Origin of the sequence: Winogradskyella damuponensis, from assembly GCF_039538385.1 — a bacterium.
Classification (GTDB): Bacteria; Bacteroidota; Bacteroidia; order Flavobacteriales; family Flavobacteriaceae; genus Winogradskyella; species Winogradskyella damuponensis.
In genome coordinates, this window is sequence record NZ_BAABCB010000029.1 from 46,422 (window position 1) to 69,537 (window position 23,116).

The following is a 23,116-nucleotide window of genomic DNA, read 5'->3' on the forward strand; positions in this document are numbered from 1 at the left end:
TCTAAAACTTAAAGAAAGTCAGGTTCGCGCGGAATTTTAATTAATTTTAACAATTCATTAAAGATCAATTTTATGCAAAAAATCACATTACTTATTCATTGTGAAGACCAATCCAACATTATTGCATCTGTAACTAATTTTATAGCTACCAATGATGGAAACATCGTTTATATAGACCAACATGTTGATAGAGAACAAAATATCTTCTTTATGCGTTTGGAATGTGAATTTGCATCTAACACATTTGCTCTAGAAAACTTCAAACAGCTTTTTAGTACAACCTTAGCTCAGAAATTTCAACTGGAATGGAAAATTTTTGCTGCTGAAAGAAAACCTAAAATGGCCTTGTTTGTTTCTAAGTACGATCATTGTTTATACGATATTTTAGGACGTTATAATTCTGGAGAATTGTTTCTTGAAATTCCATTCATCCTGAGTAATCATCTCGATTTAAAACCTATAGCAGACAGTTTTAATATTCCGTTTTATCATGTTCCGATAACTGCATCTACAAAAGATGAAGCCGAACAAAAACAATTAGAGCTATTGGAATCACACGCTATCGATTTTATTGTTTTAGCGCGTTATATGCAAATTGTATCTAAAACTTTAATTGATAATTATCCTAATAAAATAATTAATATTCATCATTCCTTTTTACCTGCATTTGTTGGTGCCAAACCTTATCATTCAGCTTATAAACGTGGAGTAAAAATTATAGGAGCAACCAGTCATTATATTACAGAAGTACTAGATGCAGGACCTATTATAGAGCAAGATGTGGCACATGTGTCCCACACGCATTCTATAAAAGATTTAATTGCCAAAGGTAGAGATTTAGAAAAAATCGTTTTATCTAATGCTATTAAGCTTCACACAAAAAGAAAGGTTATGGTATATAACAATAAGACAATTATATTCTCTTAAACACTAAAACACATACATTAAAACAAAAATTAAAGTGACTATTCATATTAACAAGTGTCTATAAATTAAGAACAATTTAGCTTTAAAATTTAAAGCATTTTTACCTATAAGAATTATCTTTACCAACAATTAAAACTACAATCATGATTAAAAGAATTTTTGCCCTACTAATTATTTTCAATTTAACAGCTTGCGCCGAGTTACAACAGGTTGTTGATTCTTTACCACAAGGTACAAGTGATGTTATAGGCAACGCTGATATCGCAGCAGGATTAAGAGAAGCGCTAGACGCAGGTATTGAGAAACAAGTAAGCAAATTAACCGCTGAAGATGGATTCTTTAAAAATGAATTAGTAAAAATAGTTTTACCAGAAGAACTACAGAAAGTAGACAGTGCACTTCGTAAAATAGGATTAAGCAGTTTAGCTGATGAAGGCTTAAAAGTATTAAACAGAGCTGCTGAAGATGCTGTATCGGAAGCTACTCCAATTTTTGTAAATGCCGTAAAAGATATCACTTTTGATGATGCTAAAAATATTCTTTTAGGAGAAGATAATGCGGCAACATCATATTTAACATCAAAAACGCAGACCGAACTTTATAGCAAATTTCAACCTGTTATTAATAATTCGTTTAGTAAAGTTGGAGCAGATAAAATCTGGTCTAATCTAATTACTAAATACAATAGCCTTCCATTAACTAGTGATGTAAACCCGGATTTAACGGATTATGTCACTGGCGAAGCTCTAAAAGGTGTTTATACAATGATTGCTGTTGAAGAAAAAGAAATTAGAACTAAAGTCTCTTCTCGAGGAACGGATTTATTGAAAAAAGTATTTGCTTTACAAGACTAAAACGTTAAAGTCATTATTTTTTGCTACAATTTTCTGTATTTTTAAAAGATAAATCACTAACTTTCAACGACTAACTAATATTTTTTTCGTTGTGGCCCATATTGATAAACTTCTAAATAAAAGGAAAAGGCTAAATCATAAATATAAGCAGCTTATTGAAGATGCTTATAATTTAAGACAAACAGACCACGCATTAAGTGACTTTTCAGAATACAAAGCCACAAAAGTTCTCAATAAACTTAACAAGCTTAAATTTGTTGTTGGAGATGCGAAATTGTACGCTAATTAATTAAAAACCTTAAGTGATTAAACTACATTTAATTATATCCTAATATTAGCATAACATTTAACTTATAAAATATCAGCATCTTTGTAATGCAAAAGATTGAGATAGTAATAATTTTAATTGAAATTATTAATTAAAAGTCGGTATTTAATTAAATACCGACTTTTCTATGTTATAGTATTTTACATTTAATCATATCCTAATATTAACATAACATTCAACCTAAAGAATATCAACATCTTTGCAGTGCAAAAAAGATTAAGTTAGTTAAGTTTTAAAGCAGTTAGTTAGTCAGAAGTCGATATTTAGTTAGGTATCGACTTTTTTATGTTTATTAATGAAGTGTTTGAAAATAGCTATAAGACTTTAGTAAGCGACTACCATACCAAGAGAACAACTCTCCATCTACAATTTTTATCGTTTTTTCTGGAAATTTTGATTGCAACTCCACAACATGAGCTTCTTTAAACGGAAAAGGTTCACTAGAAAGAAAAATCAGATCGGCTTCTTTTAATTTTGGATCATTTAAATCGATTTCAGGATAGCGTTTTTCATTGCTATAACTATTAATAAATCCTGCTTCCGTAATCATAGCATCTATAAAATTGTCTGATGCAGCAACCATCCACGGTTTTTTCCAAATAAAATAAGCCACTTTTAACTTATCTATATCTTGATATTGAAGTTGAAATGCTTCGCGTTCTAATTGAATATTGGCCACTAAAGTTGACGTGGTTCTTTTAATATTAAAAATCTCCCCATACATGGTAATGAGCTCAAAACAATCTTCTAAATTATAAATATCGCTGACATGAATAGGTGCGATAGCTTCTAGGCTTTCAATAATCTCCTTCGTATTTTCTTCTTTATTGCAAAGAATAATATCTGGACGAAGTGCTTTTATCTTTTCAAGATTAATTTGTTTTGTACCACCAACAACAGCTTTAGATATTCTAAGGTGCTTTGGATGTACACAGAACTTAGTCACACCTACAATTGAAGCTTCCAAACCTAAATCTACCAATAATTCGGTTTGAGAGGGCACTAACGAGATGATTCGTTTGGGTGTTTTTTTGAATTGAATTTCTCGTTTAAGTTGATCTTTCATTTAATTTCACTTTCTAGTCTCAGTTTACAAGCTAAAACACACTGAAGACTGTGATTGAGATTATAAACTCAGAATTTCTGACATCTGCAACTGTAATTCTTCAGCTTTTTGAGCTGCAGCTTCTGCAAAATCTCCATCTTGAGATGCATAAATAATGCCTCGAGATGAATTAATTAATAAGCCAATCGATTTATTCATACCATACTTACAAACCTCTTGAAGGTTTCCACCTTGAGCACCAACACCAGGCACCAATAAAAAGCTCTCTGGAATAATTTTTCTAATATCTGCTAAAAACTCAGCTTTAGTGGCACCAACTACGTACATTAAATTTTCAGCATTTTTCCAAGATTTAGACGTTTCTAAAACCTGTTTATACAACTCTACTCCATCGACTGATTTTGTTTGAAAATCAAAAGCTCCTTGATTAGAAGTTAAGGCTAAAAGTATGGTGTGCTTATCTTTAAAAGCTAAAAAAGGTTCAACTGAATCTTTTCCCATATAAGGTGCAACCGTAACACTATCAAACCCTAAGTCCTCTAAAAAAGCTTTAGCATACATGGTGCTTGTATTACCTATATCACCTCGTTTTGCATCTGCAATGGTGTAAATTTCTGGGTGATTTTTATTAAGATAATTGATGGTTTTTTCTAATGCTTGCCATCCTTTTATACCGTATGCTTCGTAAAATGCTGTGTTTGGTTTATAAGCTACGCAAAGATGGTGGGTTGCCTCTATAATTGCTTTATTGAAAGCGAAGATAGGATCCTCTTCTTTTAATAAATGCTTTGGGATTTTATTTAAATCGACATCTAAACCTATGCAGAGAAAGGATTGCTTTTTTTTAATTTGGTCTATAAGCTGTTGTGTGGTCATAGTATAAAAAAAGCCTCAAAAAGAGGCTTCAATTTAAATTACATCATCGTTCGCCTTTAACAACTCAGTGTTTTCAGCTAACATTAATTCGTCTATTATTTTTTGAATATCACCATTAATGATATTTGATAAATCATAAAGGGTTAATCCTATTCTATGATCTGTTACTCGTCCTTGAGGATAATTATAGGTTCTAATCTTAGCAGACCTATCACCAGAACTCACCATACTTTTACGTTTTTCAGAATCGGCAGCTTGTTGTTTTGCTAATTCTAAATCGTATAAACGCGAACGTAATACTTTTAAGGCTTTTTCTAAGTTTTTATGAGATGATTTCTGATCTTGACAACTTACAATCATACCTGTTGGTTCGTGATGTAACTTAATAGCCGAGTACGTTGTATTTACTGACTGACCACCAGGACCTGTTGATGTGGTACGCTCTATACGTACTTCCGTCATGTCTAATTCATAATCAAACTCTTCCGCTTCTGGCAATACCATAACGGTTGCTGCACTTGTATGCACACGACCTTGAGTTTCTGTTTGTGGTACACGTTGCACACGGTGTACACCAGCTTCAAACTTTAATGTTCCGTAAACATCTTCTCCAGAAACTTCAAAAATAATTTCTTTAAAACCACCAGATGTTCCGTCACTCTGACTTACCACATCGACTCTCCAGCCCTTATCACTACAATATTTAGAGTACATTCGGTATAAATCACCTGCAAAAATACTCGCTTCGTCACCACCTGTACCTGCACGTACCTCAACAACAACGTTTTTAGCATCATCAGGATCTTTAGGAATCAACATAAAACGAATCTCCTCTTCAAGTTTATCAATGGTTTCTTTTGATTCTTCAAGTTGCATTTTAGCCATATCTACCATTTCGGCATCAGAACCATCTGCAATAATTTCTTCAGCTTCAGAGATATTATCTAAGGCCTCCTTGTAAACCTCTCCTTTGTCTACAATTAATTTTAAATCCTTGTATTCTTTCATCAGCTTCGTGTAGCGTTGCTGATCTGATATAATATCTGGTTGAATGATAAGATCATTTACCTCATCAAAACGTTGTTTTATTATCTGTATTTTCTCTAACATCTCTCTTCAAAATTGGATTTCAAAAATACGATAAATTATGGATTTTGAAACGTTGGATATCAGGACATTTTAACTTAAAAAAAATAAAACACATAAAACATACGTTATCTATCAAGTATGTATCGATTCCTAGCTATACTTGCATTTTACAGACCGTTTGTGGTTTGGTCTTTTATTGCGAATGCTATTATCGGATTTTTCAATCCTATTATAGCACCAGCCTTAGTAACCAAATTATTTCTTACGATTTTTGCATGGTATTATGTGAGTGAAACCAATAATAAGCGAAAATTAACCTTTTATAAAAATTTAGGTATTTCTACTTTAAAGCTTTTTTCCGTTATATTTATTCTAGACTGCATTTTAACCATTATCTTTCTTACAATATTTAAGGAATTCACTTGATAACAAAATGATATTTGAATTAGACAATGTAGAACTTTACTTTAAAAACAAACGCATTTTAAATGGTATTTACTTAAAAGCTGAAACAGGAAAAGTAACAGCTATTTTAGGTAGAAATGGCTGTGGTAAAAGTTGTTTGCTCAATATTGCTTTTGGGAATTTGAAACCGAAATACAAATTGGTAAGACTAGACAACAAACCGCTTTTAAAGCCTTTATTTTCTACAAAAATTGCCAAATATTTACCACAATATAATTTTATTCCTAGCGAAATGAAGCTTTCATTTGTTTTTAAACTATACGCTATAGACTGGACTATTTTTATTGAAAATTTTGAAGCATTCGCCATCTATAAAAACTCAAAATTTAAAGCTCTATCTGGTGGTGAAAGGCGAATTATTGAAACTTATATTATTTTGAAAGCAAAAAGTAAGATTGTATTTTTAGATGAACCTTTTTCGCATTTGTCTCCATTACATATTGAAACCGTAAAACAACTTATTGAAGAAGAAAAAAAAGAGAAAGCTATTATCATTTCAGATCACATGTATCAACATATCATTACATCTTCTGATATTATATACTTACTAAAAAACGGTACTACAAAGAAAATTGAAAAACTTACAGAGCTTGAAGATTATAAATACTTAAGTGAAGGTAGCCTTAGAAGCTAAACATGTAATACACTCATCTAAGACGAGCCATTTGATTTTATAATATTATCTAAATCTACAACCACACCAACACCTAAAATTTGTTTCCACTGTAACTTTGGACCTTCAATTACAATTTCTTCGTTGGTCATTTCATTGGTTTCAACTTCAACTTTTATATCATCATCGTATCTGATATGCGACCCTAAAGTCGCTTTAACATACCTATTGACTTTCATGTCTAGGTTAAGTTCCCATTCAACATCTATATTTCCAAAACTATTTATATAATCTGTATATAAACGCAATAGACTGGTTATTTTAATATTCTCAAAGACCTCTTCTTCGTACTGGTTGGTTAACAAAATACCCAATTCTTGTCTAACTCTTTTTCCATCTCTAAGGATATTACCATCTAAATCATAAATTGCAGGATCTACACCAAAAGACCCTTTGTCTGCCAAATCTTTATCTAAAACAAATGTGGTTTTTAAGGTAAAAGGCGAAGCATAAAAAGACAAACGTTCTATATGTCTACCATATTCCATTCCCAATCCAAAAAACATATAACCAGGTGCTAAAAATCTTGATATAGGCTCATCTCTATTAGGATAATTATATCCATTAGCTAACTGCGTGTTAAAACTAAACTTTGCCGAATAAAACCAATTACTTTTAGGATCTAATTCTAGGCCTGCATTAGAAATTACCTCAAAAACATCTTCGGTTTTTCTAATGTCTTCAGCTTCTTGCTTGTTTAAACCATAACGCACATTAAAATTAGAGTTCCAAAACCATTTTTCTTGTTTGTATTTTGCTATTGCTTTTCCTGTTACGATTCCAGAAATAGAGTTTGTTCCTCCCGAATTCCAATTTGTAAACGAAACTTGATTAAGTGTTAAACCTATCTCTTTTTTTGTTCTCCATCCCAACTCTATAGGTTGGTCCTTTTTCTTCTGAAAATACAAAGAATCAGGCTGCGCAAATAGCATGCTAGAACACAACACAAAAATGCTAAAAAGAAACCACGAATAGTTTTTCATGCTTAAAATAAAATTAATATGTAAATGTTCCGTATGTGCTTTTTATAGTCAGTGCCTTTTGATCTGAAGCTTCTACTCTACCTATTATTTTGGCTTCTACATTAAAAGATTTAGAAATCTCAATAATAGTCTTAGCTACTTCTGGTTTTACATACAATTCCATACGATGTCCACAATTAAATACTTGATACATTTCTTTCCAATCTGTTTTAGATTGTTCTTGAATGAGTTTAAATAACGGAGGAACATCAAACATATTATCTTTAATGATGTGAAGATTATCTATAAAGTGAAGTATCTTAGTTTGCGCACCACCACTACAATGCACCATCCCATGAATATCTTCGCTTGTGTAAGTATTTAAAATTGCTTTTATAATTGGAGCATACGTTCGTGTTGGCGATAGCACCAACTTACCTGCATCTATTGGAGAATTTTCAACAGGATCTGTAAGTTTCGTTTGCCCAGAATATACTAATTCTTCTGGCACTGAAGCATCGTAGCTTTCCGGATACTTTTCGGCTAAATATTTAGAAAACACATCATGTCTTGCCGATGTTAAGCCATTACTTCCCATGCCGCCATTATATTCGGTTTCATAAGTTGCTTGCCCAAAAGATTCTAAACCAACAATAACGTCACCATCAGTAATATTTGCATTATCAATAACATCGCTTCGTTTAATACGAGCCGTTACTGTAGAATCTACAATTATAGTTCTTACTAAATCCCCAACATCTGCAGTTTCACCTCCTGTAGAATGAATAGTAACTCCAAAGGACTTTAAATCTTCTATTAATTCTTCTGTACCATTAATAATTGCAGATATAACTTCGCCAGGAATTAAGTTCTTATTTCTTCCTATAGTCGAAGACAACATAATATTGTCTGTTGCACCAACACAAAGTAAGTCATCAATATTCATTATTAACGCATCTTGTGCAATGCCTTTCCAAACTGAAATATCTCCGGTTTCTTTCCAGTACATGTAAGCTAAAGACGATTTAGTACCTGCACCATCTGCATGCATAACAAGGCAGTAATCCGCATCATTAGTTAAATAATCTGGTACTATTTTACAGAATGCTTTAGGGAATAAACCTTTATCAATATTCTTTATCGCATTATGAACATCTTCTTTAGATGCTGAAACACCTCTTTGCGCATATCTTTTACTCACCGAATTACTCATAAAACTATTGTATTTAACATTGGTGTTGCAAAAGTAAGAATTGCGTTTAATTATATGGAATGATTAGATTGGAATTAATTACTGTTTTCATTTTTCTGCGTAATGCTTCTTTTTTCTTTTGGCCTCCAAAGTAGATATTAAGGCCTAAACCCATCCTAAAGAGTAAATCATCTGATTCTCCTTCTATAAATCCGTCGAGTTCATCGGTAAGCATATAATTATACTCACCAAAGAGTTTTACACCTATACCTTCTCTAAAAATAAACTCAAACCCTAATCCGCCTTGAGCTTTTGTAGCTGTTAGTTTAAAATCATTAGATGCATTATAACCACTTCCGGCATATAAATAAGGCGAAAATTTTGTGTATGGACTGAATAGAAATTCTAAATTTAAATCAAAAGACATAAAACCTTCGTTATAAATATCTTTTATAACAACGTTATATTTATTGTACGTAAAATTAATATTTAGATGACTTGTAATATGATGTTTATAGCCAATTCTAAAATACACATCAAACTCAGATTCTGGATAATCTCCATCTATTATTGCTGAACCAGCTGCTAGATCAACAGCATTGGAACCTCTATAATCAAAAAAAGCATACCTACGATTAATAGATTTCTCACTACGTTCGTCGGTTTCTTGAGAAAATGAAAAATTAAAACTAACAATAGTCATTGCTATGCTTAATACAATAGCATTGATTTTAGGAATCATATACCTCTAATTAGAAGATAAGTCTATTTTCAGTGTAGATTTTTAAGGAGGTGTGCAATATAAAAAAATATTAATGATTTCATCGAAATCAAAAAAAAATATAGGAATAAAAAAAAAGGATAAAATCAAATTATTGATTTTATCCTTTTATCTTAATAACTGTGAATACTTAATTTTTAAGATTCAGCTTGTAGTGTAGATTGTATGTTTACAACATCTTCATTAGTCACTTCATTTAAATCATCAGAATTATCTTGTGAAAGAATTAAAGTTGCTCCAACAAGGATAGCTACACTAAGTAGTAACTTTTTCATTTTTACAAATATTGATTAATAGCCCTACAAAAATACAACATAACCGCATTATGGAAATAGCTATTTTGTTTTTTTTAATGCAAAACCACTACCTTTTCGACAACTAGTTTGAAGTCATCGACAAACGACACAAAACAGATTTTGTTCATATCATTTTATACGTAGAACTACGTATATATTAAGCGTAATTTCACATTAACACCAACTTAAACACCTGTAACGTTACTATTTAGTAAACAAAAGTTCTCTGTATTTTGTTAATGGCCACAATTCATCATCTATCATTATTTCTAACTTATCACAATGGTATCTTATCTCTTCAAATAAAGGTTTTACTTTATTACAATACCCATCTGCCTTCTTTTCTATATTAGCTTGTTTATTGTAAACTTTTCGTTCCTCTGTCATTTTAGTTACTAATGAATTAATAGCTTCTATATGCTGTGATATTTCTTCTATTAATGCCATCTGTTCTTTAGCAAAATCTTTAAAACGATCGCCATAAATAGCTTTTAATCCTGTAACATTTTCTATTAAAATATTTTGATATCTAACCGCTGTTGGTACCACATGATTTCTAGCAATATCTCCAACAACTCTACTTTCTATTTGGATATGAAGAATGTAATCTTCCATTTCAATTTCGTAACGCGCTTCGCATTCTACTTTATTCATCACTCCTAAATCATTAAAAAGATTTAAGGTTGTTTTATCCATTTTTACCTTCAAGGCTTCAGGAGTTGTTTTATTATTGCTTAAGCCACGTTTTTTAGCTTCCTTTTCCCATGCTTCACTATAACCATTACCTTCAAAAAGAATTGCTTTTGACGTTTTTATATATTCTCTCAATACATTGAAAATGGCATCATCCTTTTTCATGTTTTTCTTATCAATCAATTCATCAACTTCAATTTTAAAGTCCATTAATTGTTTAGCAACAATAGTATTTAAAATCGTCATTGGGTTAGCACAGTTAGCCGTAGAACCAACAGCTCTAAATTCAAATTTATTACCTGTAAAAGCAAAAGAAGAGGTTCTGTTTCTATCCGTATTATCTAATATTACTTCTGGTATTTTACCAACAACATTAAGTTTTAAGTCGGTTTTCTCCTTTGGTGATAATTTACCTTTAGTAACTGTTTCTAGCTCTTTTAAAACTTTAGTGAGTTGTTCCCCTATAAATACTGAAATTATTGCAGGAGGCGCTTCATTTGCACCCAATCGATGATCGTTACTTGCAGATGCAATGGCAGCCCTTAATAATTCTTCGTGTGTTTGAACCGCTTTTATAGTATTAATAAAAAAGGTTAAAAACTGAAGATTACTCATTGGTGTTTTTCCTGGCGACAACAAATTGACTCCTGTATTTGTACTTAAGCTCCAATTATTATGTTTTCCCGAACCGTTAACACCCGCAAAAGGCTTTTCATGCATTAATACTGTAAAGTTATGACGCTTAGCTATTTTCTGCATAATATCCATAAGCAAAGTATTATGATCTACAGCTAAATTTGCCTCTTCATATATAGGAGCTAATTCAAATTGATTTGGCGCGACTTCATTATGTCTCGTTTTTGCAGGAATACCAAGTAACATACAATGATGTTCTAGATCTCTCATATAAGCTAATGCTCTCGCAGGTATGGTTCCAAAATAATGATCATCTAACTGCTGTCCTTTTGCTGGGTGATGACCAAAAACGGTTCTCCCTGTAAGCAAAATATCGGGTCTTGAAGCTGCTAAAGTACTATCAATTAAAAAATACTCTTGCTCCCAACCTAATGACGCAGATACCTTTTTTACGTTTTTATCAAAATATTTACAAACGGCAACTGCAGCAGTATCAACTGCTTGCAAAGCTCTTAAAAGTGGAGTTTTATAATCTAGTGCCTCACCTGTGTACGACACAAAAACGGTAGGAATACACAAGGTATCATCATATATAAAAGCAGGAGATGTTGGATCCCAAGCAGTATAACCTCGCGCTTCAAATGTATTTCTTATCCCTCCGTTAGGAAAACTAGAAGCATCAGGCTCTTGCTGCACTAGCTGATCACCTCCAAATTTCTCAATTGCAAGCCCATTTCCTATGGTTTCAAAAAAAGCATCGTGTTTTTCTGCCGTAGCTCCTGTTAGTGGCTGAAACCAATGCGTATAATGAGTTGCTCCTTTTGAAATAGCCCATTCTTTCATACCTGTAGAAATATGATCTGCTACTAGACGATCTATTTTTGTACCTTTTTCTATAGCCTCTAACACGCTATTTAATGCTGTCTTAGTTAAATATTGTCGCATTGCTGCTTCATTAAATACATTAGCCCCAAAAATCTCTGAGCGTCGTTTGTCTATTTTAATCTTTAATGGTTTTCTGTTTATAGATGCTTTTACAGCATGAAATCTTAGTGTTGACATATTAATAAAATTTTAAGGCAAAAATACGAAATATTTAAAATATGCACATATACCCACTTAAAAATAGGGTTGTTGACAATAATTAGAAACATTTTATCTAAAATACCCTATTTTTTTTGACCTAATAAAAAAAAAAAGCAATATTTGTATCCTATTTAGATATAAACAAACAATTTATTATGGCAAAAATTAAATTAGAATACATTTGGTTAGATGGCTACTTCCCTACTCAAAACATGAGAAGTAAAACCAAGGTAGAAGAGCACGAAAACTTTAAGGGCACAATTGAAGAGTTAAGTATGTGGTCTTTTGACGGGTCATCAACTAGACAAGCTGAAGGTGGAGCTTCTGACTGTTTATTAAAACCTGTAGCAATTTACCCAGATCCTGATAGAATTAATGGATACTTGGTAATGACAGAAGTTTTAAACGCAGATGGAACACCTCACGTTTCTAATGGTAGAGCAACTATTGATGATGATGACAATGATTTCTGGTTTGGTTTTGAGCAAGAATATTTCATTATGGATTCAAAAACACAATTACCTTTAGGATTCCCTATTGGTGGTTATCCTGCTCCACAAGGTATGTACTACTGCTCTGTTGGTGGAAAAAACACACATGGTAGAGCTTTAGTTGAAGAGCATGCTGATTTATGTATTGATGCTGGTTTAAATTTTGAAGGCATCAACCAAGAAGTTGCTTCTGGTCAGTGGGAATTCCAATTATTTGCTAAAGGTGCCAAAAAAGCAGGTGATGAAATATGGATTGCAAGATATTTATTAGACCGTTTAACGGAAAAGTATGGCTACTATATTGAATACCACCCAAAACCTTTAGGTAAAGATATGGACTGGAATGGTTCTGGTATGCATGCCAACTTCTCTAACGAAGTATTGAGAACATGTGGATCTGAAGAAACTTACGGAAAAATCTGTGAAGCTTTCCGTCCTGTTGTAAAAGAACATATTGAAGTTTATGGTGAATTTAACGACCAACGTTTAACTGGCTTACACGAAACAGCATCTATTAATGATTTTTCTTGGGGAATTTCAGATAGAGGAGCGTCTATTCGTATTCCTATTATTACTGTAGAAAAAGGCTGGAAAGGCTGGTTAGAAGACAGAAGACCGGCTTCTAATGGTGACCCATACAAAATTGCTGGTAGAATTATTAAGACCGTAAAAAGTGCTGATATTTCTTAATTAGTAATGTTATAAATAAAAAAAGCCTGTATTATCTACAGGCTTTTTTTTGTGCTTATTATTTTAAAGCCACATATATAAAAACTAAATAAGCTCCAAACAATAACATCCCTTTTAACCTTCCTATCTCAAAACGTTTTGGAATTATAATCAATGGAATTAAAATGGCCGCAAAACCAATCATCCACCAGATATTAGTTGATAATATTTCTGGAGTTGCCGGATTTACAGCAATTGGTTTAATAACTGCAGTTAAACCCAAAACAGATGCAATATTAAAAATATTAGAACCAATAAGGTTTCCTAACGATAATGCTTTCTCTTTTTTTAATGCCGCAATAACAGAAGCAGCAAGTTCCGGGACACTTGTACCAATAGCTATTACAGTTACAGAAATAGCATAATCACTAATACCTATAGTCGTAGCCAATTGCTTAGCCCCTTCAACTAACCAATCTGATCCAAAATATAATCCCGCAGCACCAATTAGCAACCACATTACAATTTTAAAGTTTGAAACTACTGCGAGCGCATCATCGACTTCCTCCATGTTTGCTTTAGTCGATTTTCGAGAGCTTTTAATTAAAACAATTAAAAACACAATTAAAGCTATAAATAAAATTGCTCCTTCTATAGCTGTAAGGATATTATCATTCCACAAAAAATAATATAACACAAAGGAAGATAGCATCATCATTGGCCAGTTTAATTTATAGAAATCTTTATCAACTGCCAAAGGAGAAATTATTGCTGTAATACCTAGAACTAACCCAATATTTGCAATGTTAGAACCAATCACATTTCCCAATGCAATGTCAGATACTCCATCTAAAGCAGCCTGTAAACTCACCAACAATTCTGGTGCAGAAGTCGCAAAAGACACAACCGTCATACCTATCACTAGCTTAGACAACTTAAGCTTAAAAGACAAACCAACAGCAGCTCTTACCAAAAAGTCCCCACCAATAACCAACAACGCTAAACCCGCTATTACTAGAAATACACTCATCCCTTATATCTATTATTTATTGACTTAATTTATTAAAAACGCAAAGATAACACTTCATTGTACAGAAACTAAAACTATTTTTTTCGTTAAATAACTACAATTTTAGTTATGTAACTAAAAAAATAGTTATATTTGAATTCAACTAGAAAAATGCACCATACCCCTATGCAAAAACTAACAAATAAAGAAGAAGAGATTATGCACATTTTATGGAAGCTAAACAAAGCTTTTGTCAAAGATGTACTAGCAGAAATAAAAGTAGATAAACCTCATTACAATACACTCTCTACAATTATTAGAAATCTAGAAGAGAAAGGGTATGTAAGCTATAATGCCTATGGAAAAACACACCAATACTACCCAATTATATCTAAAGAAGATTACAAAACCAAGTTTATGAATACCGCTATTGAAAACTACTTCAATAGTTCGTATAAAAACGTTGTATCCTTTTTTGCTAAAGAAGAAAAAATTAGTGTTGATGAGCTTAAGGAAATAATTGAGCTAATAGAAAATAAAAAATAATATGGAATATCTTTTAAAAGCCTCCATGGTAATTGCTCTATTTTATTTATGTTTTTTTAGTCTACTAAAGAAAGAAACGTTTTTTCAACACAACAGAGGGTTTTTGTTAATAGGTTTAATAATCGCTTTAGTATTTCCCTTAATAGTAATTCCTGTTTATATCCCCATAACACCTTCAACAATAAGCGAAACTCTATTTGTTCAACCGACAGTTTCAAATTATAACACCTTAAAACCCGCAAACACTTTGGAATGGACAGCTCTTATTCCTATGATATATAGCGTAGGATTGATGGTCTTTTTAATTCAATTTATATTTCAATTTGGATCATTAGCGCTATTGCTATTTAAAAACCCAAAAACTACAGATAACATTTACACCTATGTTATTGTAGAAAACAAATTATCACCTTTTTCATTTTTCAAATGGATAGTCTACAATCCTAACTCCTATAAATCAGAAGAACTCGATCTCATTCTTACACATGAAAAAGTACATGTTAACCAATGGCACTCCATAGATATTTTATTTACTCAATTAACATGCATTGTATTTTGGTTTAACCCATTGGTATGGTTATACAAAAAAGAAGTAAGACAAAACTTGGAATATATCGCCGATGCTCAAACACAATTAAAATCTAACACAAAAAAAGAATACCAGCACTTATTATTAAAAACAAGTATCGCTAATCACGATATTTTACTAACAAATAATTTTTACAATTCATCAATCAAAAAACGAATTCTTATGTTAAACAAATCACGATCAAACAAAAAAAATCAATTGAAGTACCTTTTAATTCTTCCCCTTTTAGCTGGTTTACTAATGAGTATGAATACGGAAACTGTTTATATTGAAACACAAAACAACAGTATTAAAAACACTAGCACTACTGATTTTATTGATACCAATACCGCTACTAAAAATTCCTTCACAACTGAAAGCATCAAGGTTAAGTTCACGAAAAAGATGACCGACAATCGCTTAAGTGAAATAAAAACATGGTTAAAATCTAAAAATATCACCATGATTATAAAACATATAAAGCGAAACAGTAACAACGAAATTTCAAATCTAAATATTGATTTTATAACAGAAAGCGGCACCACAAATTACCATGTTAAAGACAAAAATGGCATCTCTCCTTTTGAGTTTAAAATGGATGATGACAGTAGTTTTGGAGTTGAAGTCGGCCAACCAAATGAGCAAAAGAAAACAACCTTTATAATCGAAGAATTACGTGATAGCTTAGATGTTATAGTTGAAGACTCAACCTATATTATCACTCAAATACCAAAACACGAAACATATATTAGAAAATTAAATACTACTGTAGTTTCAGATACTATTTATTTCTCAATGGATTCTTTAGAGATTAAGAATCAAATCAACACAAAACCTGATTTTTATTATGAAGATGGCTCTAAACCCAAAATTATAAGTCAAGAAGTCATCATTCATAATCCAACCAGTAAGGCAATTTATAACTCACGTTATGATTCGCAGAATCCAAAACCATTAATAATTGTAAATGGTAAACCTTCTACACCAGAATATTTAAAAACTATCGATGCTAATGCTATTGAAAGCATGACTGTTTTAAAAGGAGAAGACGCACTAGATGCTTATGGTAAAAAAGGAAAGTATGGTGTTATTACTCTAACAACAAAACCTCATCAAACATACAACAACACTGAAATCCAATTTTTAAATAAAAACAACTTTTTATACATTCTAGATGGTAAAGAAATATCTAAATCAGATTTATTAAAAGTATACTCTAAAGAAACGGTTTCAAGTTTAACAGTTTTAAAAGGAAAAGAGGCAAAAGAAAAATATGGTAAAAAAGGTGCCAATGGAGTTGTAGAAGTGATTTCTAAAAACAGCAACAAATTTACTCAGAGTAAAACCATTAAAAAAGATAACCCATGGAAAGTCGTTGGCAAACCAAAAATAAATAGCTTGACTTATATTGACGATGAAGATGCTTCAAAAAATGGATCCATTGCTTATATTTCAAAATCTACACCAGATCAAATTTTAGATTCTCACGTAAATGAACTTAAAAGAATTGGAATCACGGTTAAGTATTCCAAATTAAAACGAAACAAAGAAGGTGAAATTACAAGTATAAAAATTAGCCTCGAAGATAAAAACGGATATAAAAGTAGTGCGACCTGGAAAGCAACTGATGGTATTCCGAATATAGAATTTGGAAAATCAGAAGGTTCATTAATAGCGAGAACTCGATAGAAAAGCCATAAACATGAAAAAAGCCAAACTATTTAAATACAGTTTGGCTTTTTTTTATTGAAGTAATATTATACGTTAATCAACAATAATTTTCTTGATTACAGAACGATTTTCACTTGTTAACTTCAATAGATACATACCAGACGTAACATCTAAATCTATATAATCTACAACAGATTGCGATTGCTTTAGACGTTTTCCGTCTACAGAGTAGACTTCAACTTCTGCATTAACAGTTAACCCAGAAATATAAATACGCCCTGTTGTAGGATTTGGAAAAACACGAACATTAAGTTCTGTATCATCATTTACACTTAAAGGTTGGCTCCAATTTTCGCCAATCATATTTCCCCAAATATATTCTACCATATCTGGCTGATCTATAAAAGGGTTCCTATTTTTCTGCCAATTGTAAACCACATTGTTTCTATTCATTTCAAAATCATCAGGCGGATCATTTCTATGCCAATCTAACAAGGTTGCCAAATCTCCAAATTCACCAACATTACCATCAGGAAAACCATTTACTATTTCTAAACCATTGTAACGAACAGCCATATAAAATACGCTTCTTGCCACATCACCTTTAAATTTCCCTAAGGTACCAACTGGTCCATTATATTCACCGTAAAACTGATTATTTCTACTACTATTCTCTGGTCCATCAGCAGCTCGTAAAGCGTGTGCATCAGAGTTTCCATGACGTAAAGAATCAGCTTTAGTTGTCCAATAGATATCAATACCATCTGCAATTTCATCCTCTTCTATACTATCAAATCCACCTCGAGATCTAGGAAATGTATGCTCTCTATTCCATTTACCTGTACTCAAAGAACTTGTTTGGTAATCTAATTTTGATCTTCCTTCTTCCAAATACACCAACCAAACCTGATTGCTGTTTTCTGGATTTTGATCTGCTTCTTTTAAAATATCAATAACATCTGTATACGTCTGTGCTCTAACTGTACTTGGATCTGCAATTATATCCTGCATTGCCTGTCTTAACGCAACATCTGCCAACCCGTCTAAGCTATCATAATAGCCATCTGGCTGTGTACTTTGTACCATACCATAAGTAGGCTCCAATGGTGTTCCCCATGCTGCAACGGTATAGTCATTATCTACTACCCTAACCTCAACAGCTCCGTTAGATGCCACTATAGGCTCTACTAAATCTAAAAATCTAATTTTTAAAACCTCATCACCTTCATCATCAGTATCATCAACTAATGTAATAGTTGTGCTTGTTGTATTTTCACCAGATAAAATAGTAAGATCCGTGTTTCCGGTATAATCTGATGTATTAAATCCATCATTATCTAAACTAATAGTAAAATTAAGATCTGAAGTCACATTGGTTTCAGCAGTAAATGTTATATCAAAAGTAGCACCTTCATCATATTGCGTTTCTGCAATTGAAATTTCAATAGGGTTGATAGAAATACCTGAACCATCATTTTCTCTTCGAGGGGTTGGAGGCTCTGCAGAAAAGGTTACACTGCCCATACCATCTACAAAACGCTGAATTGATTTAGGATTTGCATTAGTTCCATTATCATTATGCTGTATAGTTTGCCCTAACTTGGTTAATAAACCTGTAGCATCTGAATCATTAGTACCATAAACCATTGCATCAATTAAATTGGTTTGAGACGCCACTGTTTCCTCTGGAAAATCATTTATCGAAGCTTGATAAATACCCACTGCATCTGGCCCATTTTGTATTACATTTTCTGCCATTAACGACTGCGGAAAAGGAGAAACATTTGCACTACCAACAACTAATAAACCATTAATATCTGTTGTTAGACCATTTAAATCATATACAAAATAACTAGCATCGCCACCACTACTAGAGCCATTAAAAAACACCAATATATAACCATCTGTTGAAAAATTGGGTGTTGCCGATTTTAATTCAATAAACTCATGAGTATCTATACTAGGAGTATCCGCATCTAACTCATTAATAACCAAAATTTGAGACCAACTAAATCCCGAAATCAATAGTAATACTATAAAAGTAATTTTTTTCATCGCTTTATTTTTCACAAAGATAGTTTATTATTAAATCTAAATGTTAAATGCCAATTAATTACAAAAAACACCTTAAATAAAACATGAAATTTATCATAAAATAAATTTCGAAAAAAGATGAATTCTTAAAATTGAGCCCTTATAAAGACCAAAGCCCTCTACGATTTCGAAAAGCACTCCAAAAAAGCCCTACAAAAGTTACAATATAAAAACACAAAAACCACTTTATGTATTAAATTAAAACTTAAACTAAGACAAGTCACATAATATTATAACAATTATTATCTTTTTAGTTATAATTTAGAATTCAAATTTGTCGATTTACACAAAAACATTTGGAACATAATGAGTTGAAAATATATATTGAAAACTCAATCAAACAAACAAATCATTTTATTAACCCTAAAAACCAAAAACTATGATGACATTAGCAAAACTGATTATTGAAATTATATTAGCAATATTTTAAAACCGACCAAAACAAAACCACCAATCAAAAACAAGTAAGACTTAGTTCTAGAATAAGTTTTACTATTTTTGCTAAAGATTTATTATTCAACCTCTAATGAAAAACAAAATCTTTAGAATTCTGGCTCAACTAAACAAAGCCATACTTCCATCTTACTCCAAAAAACAATTAGACCTTAGCAAAGCTTCTAAGCTACAACTTGCCATAATAGCTTGGCGTGTTTATGTAACTAAAAATGCACTTAGTTAATTAAAGACTTAGTGTTTGCCTATTTGAATTAAAAATCCATACCATTTATTGCACTACGCAATACAAGCTTTATAGTCATTTCATTAGCTCTTAAGTTAAAGAAAGGCTATTACAATAATGCTCTAAAACTTTCCAATTTTATGAGAAATTTAAGACTGTAAATTTCATCAAACTATTGCATGGTCTTATATTTAGTACATTAACCTTAAAAATAAAAAACAATGAAAACATTATATGAAGCAACCACAAAAGCAGAAGGAGGCAGAACCGGACACATCACATCAGAAGACGGTACTCTAGATCATAATTTATCGGTACCTAAATCTATGGGAGGTGACGGTGGAAATGGCACAAACCCAGAACAACTTTTTGGTGCTGCCTATGCAGCATGTTTTGGTGGCGCATTGCAATCTGTTGCTAAAAACGAAGGTATTAAAATTGATGATGACGCATTAAGTGTCACAGCTATTATTGGCTTTTGTAAAGATGAAGATGGCTTTTTCTTAGAAGCGACTTTAGATTGTTACATCCCAGGAGTTGATTTAGAAACTGGTGAAGATTTGGTAGAAAAAGCACATGAAGTCTGTCCGTTTAGCAAAGCTACACGCGATAATATTACAGTAACCTTGAATTTATTACTAGACGAATAAGGCTCAGCTATTTTTAGCTCGCCAATAATCTAATTAATAAACCACGTTTATCGTTATGATTTGCGTGGTTTTCGTGTTTAATGGAGTAAATTTTCTGCAAATAAAAAAAACCAACACTCTCAAAAATCGTTTGAAAGTATTGGTTTTAGTAGTGACCTCGACAGGATTCAAACCTGTAACCTCTTGAGCCGTAATCAAGTGCGCTATTCAGTTGCGCCACGAGGCCTTTTTAAGTGGGTGCAAATATAATACATTTATTAAATGATTGCCAAACTATTTATTTCAAATTTTTAAATTACTATTTTTGAAGTATGATTTCTAAAGAACTACTCCAACCTTTTAATTACTTATTCGATTCAGAAATAATCGATAGTATAGCCAATGTTGCGTTTCTTAAAACCTTTAAAAAAGCGGATATTATTATAGACATAGGTCAAGATTTAAATTTTATTCCGCTTCTAATTAAAGGTAATATTAAAGTTTTACGAGAAGACAACGATGGTGATGAACTTTTATTATACGTTTTAGAAACGGGAGATACTTGCGCCATGTCATTAACCTGTTGCATGGTTAAGTCTGTAAGTAAAATACGTGCCATTGCTGATGATGATGCCACTGTAATAATGATTCCTATAGAATACATGAAACTATGGTTTAGTTCTAATGAGAGTTGGAGAAATTTTATCTTACAAAGCTATCAAATTCGTTTTGACGAAATGTTAGAGACCATTGACACACTCGCCTTTATGAAAATGGACGAGCGCTTATTTAAATACCTTACAGATCAGGTAAAGCTATCTGCTTCTACACATTTAGAAATGACACATCAAGAAATTGCAGAAGACTTAAATACATCTAGAGTCGTAATTTCAAGACTATTAAAACAACTCGAAAGAGAGAAAAAAATAGAACTTGGTAGAAACAAGATTAGTGTTTTAGAATTTTAGTCACATTTATTACATTACCTAAATAACAGAACTTTATTTTTGTCTTATAATTAATTTTATGGAATATATTTTACAACCTTGGCCTTGGTATGTCTCAGGTCCATGCATTGCTATTGTCATGTTTCTTCTCCTCTATTTTGGAAGAACATTTGGCATGTCCTCCAATCTCAGAACCTTATGTGCTATTGGTGGAGCAGGCAAACGTGTAGCGTTTTTTAAATTTGACTGGAAAAGTCAACGATGGAATCTCGTCGTTGTACTTGGTGCTATTTTTGGTGGTTTTATTGCACATTATTTTTTATCAAATCCTATACACATGAATCTTAGTGAAGCAACAGTTAAAGATTTAACAGCATTAGGTTTTAATGATATAGGACAAAGTTTATTACCACCAGAACTATTTAGTTGGAATTCCGTTTTTAGTCTAAAGGGAATTCTAATACTTATCGTTGGAGGTTTTCTTGTTGGGTTTGGTACACGCTATGCAGGCGGCTGTACTTCTGGCCATGCCATAACAGGCCTAAGTAGCTTACAATTACCTTCACTCATTGCTGTTATTGGCTTCTTTATTGGCGGTTTAATTATGATTCACCTTGTTTATCCAATACTCTTTTAATTATGGGAAAATATATCAAATTCTTTATTGTCGGAATATTCTTTGGAATAGTACTCGTTAAATCAGAAGCAGTTTCATGGTATCGTATTTTCGAAATGTTTAAATTTCAATCCTTCCATATGTATGGCATTATTGGAACAGCTGTTGGAACAGGAATTCTACTACTATTACTTTCTAAAAAAAACAACGTAAAAACCATTAAAGGCACAACCTTAAACGTCCCTTTAAAAGAACGTGGCTTTACACGTTATATCATTGGCGGAACTATATTTGGCTTAGGTTGGGCTTTATGTGGTGCCTGTCCTGGACCAATGTATATTTTGTTAGGTACAGGAGCTTTTTCTATTATAATTGTCATTATTGCAGCATTATTAGGTACTTACACCTATGGGTTACTAAAAAACAAACTTCCACATTAATATGGAATTAATTGAAATACTAGGCTATATAGGTGCTTTAATTGTTGGACTTGTTTTAGGTCTTATAGGCGGAGGCGGTTCTATTTTAACCGTTCCTATTTTAGTATACTTTTTAGGATTTAGTCCAATCGTTGCTACAGGCTATTCGCTTTTTGTGGTAGGCAGCACCGCATTAGTAGGAACCATACGAAACATCAAAAAAAATACAATAGATTTTAAAACAGCTATAGTATTTGCAATTCCTTCAATAATTACGGTTTTTATGGTGAGAAGTTTGGTCATACCAAATTTACCCGAAGTCATATTTTCTATTGGAAACTTTAAACTTACCAATTCACTTTTCATCATGTTGCTATTTGCCATCATTATGCTTTTAGCTGGTTGGTCAATGATTAAATCTAAAACCATTAATAGCGACAATGTCATTAAAACATTTGACAACACCCATTATTTTGCCATTGGTACTCAAGCCATAGGTATTGGAGCTTTAGCAGGTTTAGTTGGTGCTGGAGGCGGATTCTTAATTGTCCCTGCACTAGTGCTATTGGTAAAACTCCCTATAAAAAAAGCCATTAGTACGTCATTATTTATAATCGCCATACAATCGCTTATAGGCTTTTTAGGAGATTTAAAAACGTTACAAATTGATTGGCAATTTCTAATCACGTTTACTGGAATCTCAATTGCTGGGATTTTTATAGGATTAGCACTTTCTAAAAAAATCAGTGCAAAAGGATTAAAACGAGGATTTGGCTATTTCACCATATTTATGGCCATTTATATTATATTCAAGGAGCTCTTTTAACAGACTTTGTGATAATTATCACATTTCA

Annotated in this window: 23 protein-coding genes and 1 tRNA gene; 13 read left to right on the forward strand and 11 right to left on the reverse strand. The window is 32.1% G+C overall.

Annotated features, from left to right (window positions below; all coding sequences use genetic code 11):
• The first annotated feature begins 72 nt into the window (after nt 1-72).
• The 3 genes from purU (at nt 73) to ABD730_RS14960 (ending at nt 2,070) form a co-directional block, all read left to right on the forward strand.
• Nucleotides 73-927 (forward strand): formyltetrahydrofolate deformylase, encoded by an 855-nt coding sequence (purU, locus tag ABD730_RS14950; RefSeq protein WP_344715712.1) that lies wholly within the window; start codon nt 73-75, stop codon nt 925-927.
• Nucleotides 928-1,070: 143 nt separating this feature from the next.
• Nucleotides 1,071-1,781, forward strand: coding sequence for a DUF4197 domain-containing protein (locus ABD730_RS14955; protein WP_215924543.1), 711 nt, complete (start codon nt 1,071-1,073; stop codon nt 1,779-1,781).
• Between the two features lie 91 nt (nt 1,782-1,872).
• On the forward strand, nt 1,873-2,070 hold the full coding sequence (locus ABD730_RS14960; protein WP_334471482.1) for a Lacal_2735 family protein: 198 nt from the start codon (nt 1,873-1,875) through the stop codon (nt 2,068-2,070).
• Nucleotides 2,071-2,401: 331 nt separating this feature from the next.
• Here ABD730_RS14960 and ABD730_RS14965 read toward each other — a convergent pair whose 3' ends face one another.
• From ABD730_RS14965 to prfA, 3 genes are read right to left on the reverse strand one after another with little or no spacing between them, the layout of a single operon-like run.
• On the reverse strand, nt 2,402-3,175 hold the full coding sequence (locus ABD730_RS14965) for an ABC transporter substrate-binding protein (RefSeq protein WP_334471484.1): 774 nt from the start codon (nt 3,173-3,175) through the stop codon (nt 2,402-2,404).
• A 60-nt stretch (nt 3,176-3,235) separates the two neighbouring features.
• The gene (gene pyrF / locus ABD730_RS14970) at nt 3,236-4,051 is read right to left on the reverse strand and encodes an orotidine-5'-phosphate decarboxylase (protein WP_334471486.1); all 816 of its coding nucleotides are present in this window, start codon (nt 4,049-4,051) and stop codon (nt 3,236-3,238) included.
• Between the two features lie 33 nt (nt 4,052-4,084).
• Nucleotides 4,085-5,161 (reverse strand): peptide chain release factor 1, encoded by a 1,077-nt coding sequence (gene prfA, locus ABD730_RS14975; protein ID WP_215924547.1) that lies wholly within the window; start codon nt 5,159-5,161, stop codon nt 4,085-4,087.
• Nucleotides 5,162-5,573: 412 nt separating this feature from the next.
• Here prfA and ABD730_RS14980 point away from each other — a divergent pair, with 412 nt between their 5' ends.
• The gene (locus ABD730_RS14980; RefSeq protein ID WP_334471489.1) at nt 5,574-6,239 is read left to right on the forward strand and encodes an ATP-binding cassette domain-containing protein; all 666 of its coding nucleotides are present in this window, start codon (nt 5,574-5,576) and stop codon (nt 6,237-6,239) included.
• A gap of 17 nt (nt 6,240-6,256) precedes the next feature.
• On the opposite strand, the gene ABD730_RS14985 is transcribed toward ABD730_RS14980, so the two are convergent.
• The 5 genes from ABD730_RS14985 to ABD730_RS15005 form a co-directional block, all read right to left on the reverse strand.
• A complete protein-coding gene (locus ABD730_RS14985; RefSeq protein WP_344715714.1) occupies nt 6,257-7,261 on the reverse strand; it encodes a DUF3078 domain-containing protein in 1,005 nt (334 codons plus the stop codon).
• Between the two features lie 13 nt (nt 7,262-7,274).
• Nucleotides 7,275-8,453 (reverse strand): AIR synthase related protein, encoded by a 1,179-nt coding sequence (locus ABD730_RS14990; RefSeq protein ID WP_344715716.1) that lies wholly within the window; start codon nt 8,451-8,453, stop codon nt 7,275-7,277.
• Nucleotides 8,454-8,499: 46 nt separating this feature from the next.
• Nucleotides 8,500-9,174 (reverse strand): Curli production assembly/transport component CsgG, encoded by a 675-nt coding sequence (locus tag ABD730_RS14995; protein WP_344715717.1) that lies wholly within the window; start codon nt 9,172-9,174, stop codon nt 8,500-8,502.
• 176 nt (nt 9,175-9,350) lie between these two features.
• Nucleotides 9,351-9,488 (reverse strand): hypothetical protein, encoded by a 138-nt coding sequence (locus ABD730_RS15000; RefSeq protein ID WP_334471497.1) that lies wholly within the window; start codon nt 9,486-9,488, stop codon nt 9,351-9,353.
• A gap of 225 nt (nt 9,489-9,713) precedes the next feature.
• Entirely contained in the window at nt 9,714-11,900 is a 2,187-nt protein-coding gene (locus tag ABD730_RS15005; RefSeq protein WP_344715719.1) for a glutamine synthetase III family protein, read from the reverse strand.
• 179 nt (nt 11,901-12,079) lie between these two features.
• Between ABD730_RS15005 and ABD730_RS15010 the strand changes: the two genes are divergently transcribed.
• The gene (locus ABD730_RS15010; RefSeq protein WP_334471501.1) at nt 12,080-13,105 is read left to right on the forward strand and encodes a glutamine synthetase beta-grasp domain-containing protein; all 1,026 of its coding nucleotides are present in this window, start codon (nt 12,080-12,082) and stop codon (nt 13,103-13,105) included.
• 58 nt (nt 13,106-13,163) lie between these two features.
• On the opposite strand, the gene ABD730_RS15015 is transcribed toward ABD730_RS15010, so the two are convergent.
• Nucleotides 13,164-14,114 (reverse strand): calcium/sodium antiporter, encoded by a 951-nt coding sequence (locus ABD730_RS15015; protein WP_344715721.1) that lies wholly within the window; start codon nt 14,112-14,114, stop codon nt 13,164-13,166.
• 165 nt (nt 14,115-14,279) lie between these two features.
• Here ABD730_RS15015 and ABD730_RS15020 point away from each other — a divergent pair, with 165 nt between their 5' ends.
• Nucleotides 14,280-14,639 carry a BlaI/MecI/CopY family transcriptional regulator gene (locus tag ABD730_RS15020; protein ID WP_334471505.1) on the forward strand — a complete coding sequence of 120 codons (360 nt, stop codon included), beginning with the start codon at nt 14,280-14,282 and terminating at the stop codon, nt 14,637-14,639.
• A 1-nt stretch (nt 14,640) separates the two neighbouring features.
• Complete coding sequence (locus ABD730_RS15025) at nt 14,641-16,896, forward strand: M56 family metallopeptidase (RefSeq protein WP_344715723.1); 2,256 nt, start codon at nt 14,641-14,643, stop codon at nt 16,894-16,896.
• Nucleotides 16,897-16,971: 75 nt separating this feature from the next.
• Here ABD730_RS15025 and ABD730_RS15030 read toward each other — a convergent pair whose 3' ends face one another.
• Nucleotides 16,972-18,933, reverse strand: a complete 1,962-nt coding sequence (locus ABD730_RS15030) for an endonuclease (protein ID WP_344715724.1) — start codon at nt 18,931-18,933, stop codon at nt 16,972-16,974.
• Between the two features lie 565 nt (nt 18,934-19,498).
• Here ABD730_RS15030 and ABD730_RS15035 point away from each other — a divergent pair.
• The gene (locus tag ABD730_RS15035; protein ID WP_215924558.1) at nt 19,499-19,651 is read left to right on the forward strand and encodes an SsrA-binding protein; all 153 of its coding nucleotides are present in this window, start codon (nt 19,499-19,501) and stop codon (nt 19,649-19,651) included.
• Nucleotides 19,652-19,872: 221 nt separating this feature from the next.
• On the forward strand, nt 19,873-20,301 hold the full coding sequence (locus tag ABD730_RS15040) for an organic hydroperoxide resistance protein (protein ID WP_334471511.1): 429 nt from the start codon (nt 19,873-19,875) through the stop codon (nt 20,299-20,301).
• 152 nt (nt 20,302-20,453) lie between these two features.
• Here ABD730_RS15040 and ABD730_RS15045 read toward each other — a convergent pair.
• A tRNA-Arg gene (locus ABD730_RS15045) sits at nt 20,454-20,527 on the reverse strand.
• Nucleotides 20,528-20,612: 85 nt separating this feature from the next.
• Here ABD730_RS15045 and ABD730_RS15050 point away from each other — a divergent pair.
• From ABD730_RS15050 to ABD730_RS15065, 4 genes are read left to right on the forward strand one after another with little or no spacing between them, the layout of a single operon-like run.
• On the forward strand, nt 20,613-21,248 hold the full coding sequence (locus ABD730_RS15050) for a Crp/Fnr family transcriptional regulator (protein ID WP_334471513.1): 636 nt from the start codon (nt 20,613-20,615) through the stop codon (nt 21,246-21,248).
• Between the two features lie 58 nt (nt 21,249-21,306).
• Nucleotides 21,307-21,864, forward strand: coding sequence for a YeeE/YedE family protein (locus ABD730_RS15055; protein ID WP_344715727.1), 558 nt, complete (start codon nt 21,307-21,309; stop codon nt 21,862-21,864).
• A 2-nt stretch (nt 21,865-21,866) separates the two neighbouring features.
• Entirely contained in the window at nt 21,867-22,283 is a 417-nt protein-coding gene (locus ABD730_RS15060) for a DUF6691 family protein (RefSeq protein WP_215924562.1), read from the forward strand.
• Nucleotide 22,284: 1 nt separating this feature from the next.
• Nucleotides 22,285-23,088, forward strand: a complete 804-nt coding sequence (locus ABD730_RS15065) for a sulfite exporter TauE/SafE family protein (protein WP_334471518.1) — start codon at nt 22,285-22,287, stop codon at nt 23,086-23,088.
• The last annotated feature ends 28 nt before the right edge of the window (nt 23,089-23,116 follow it).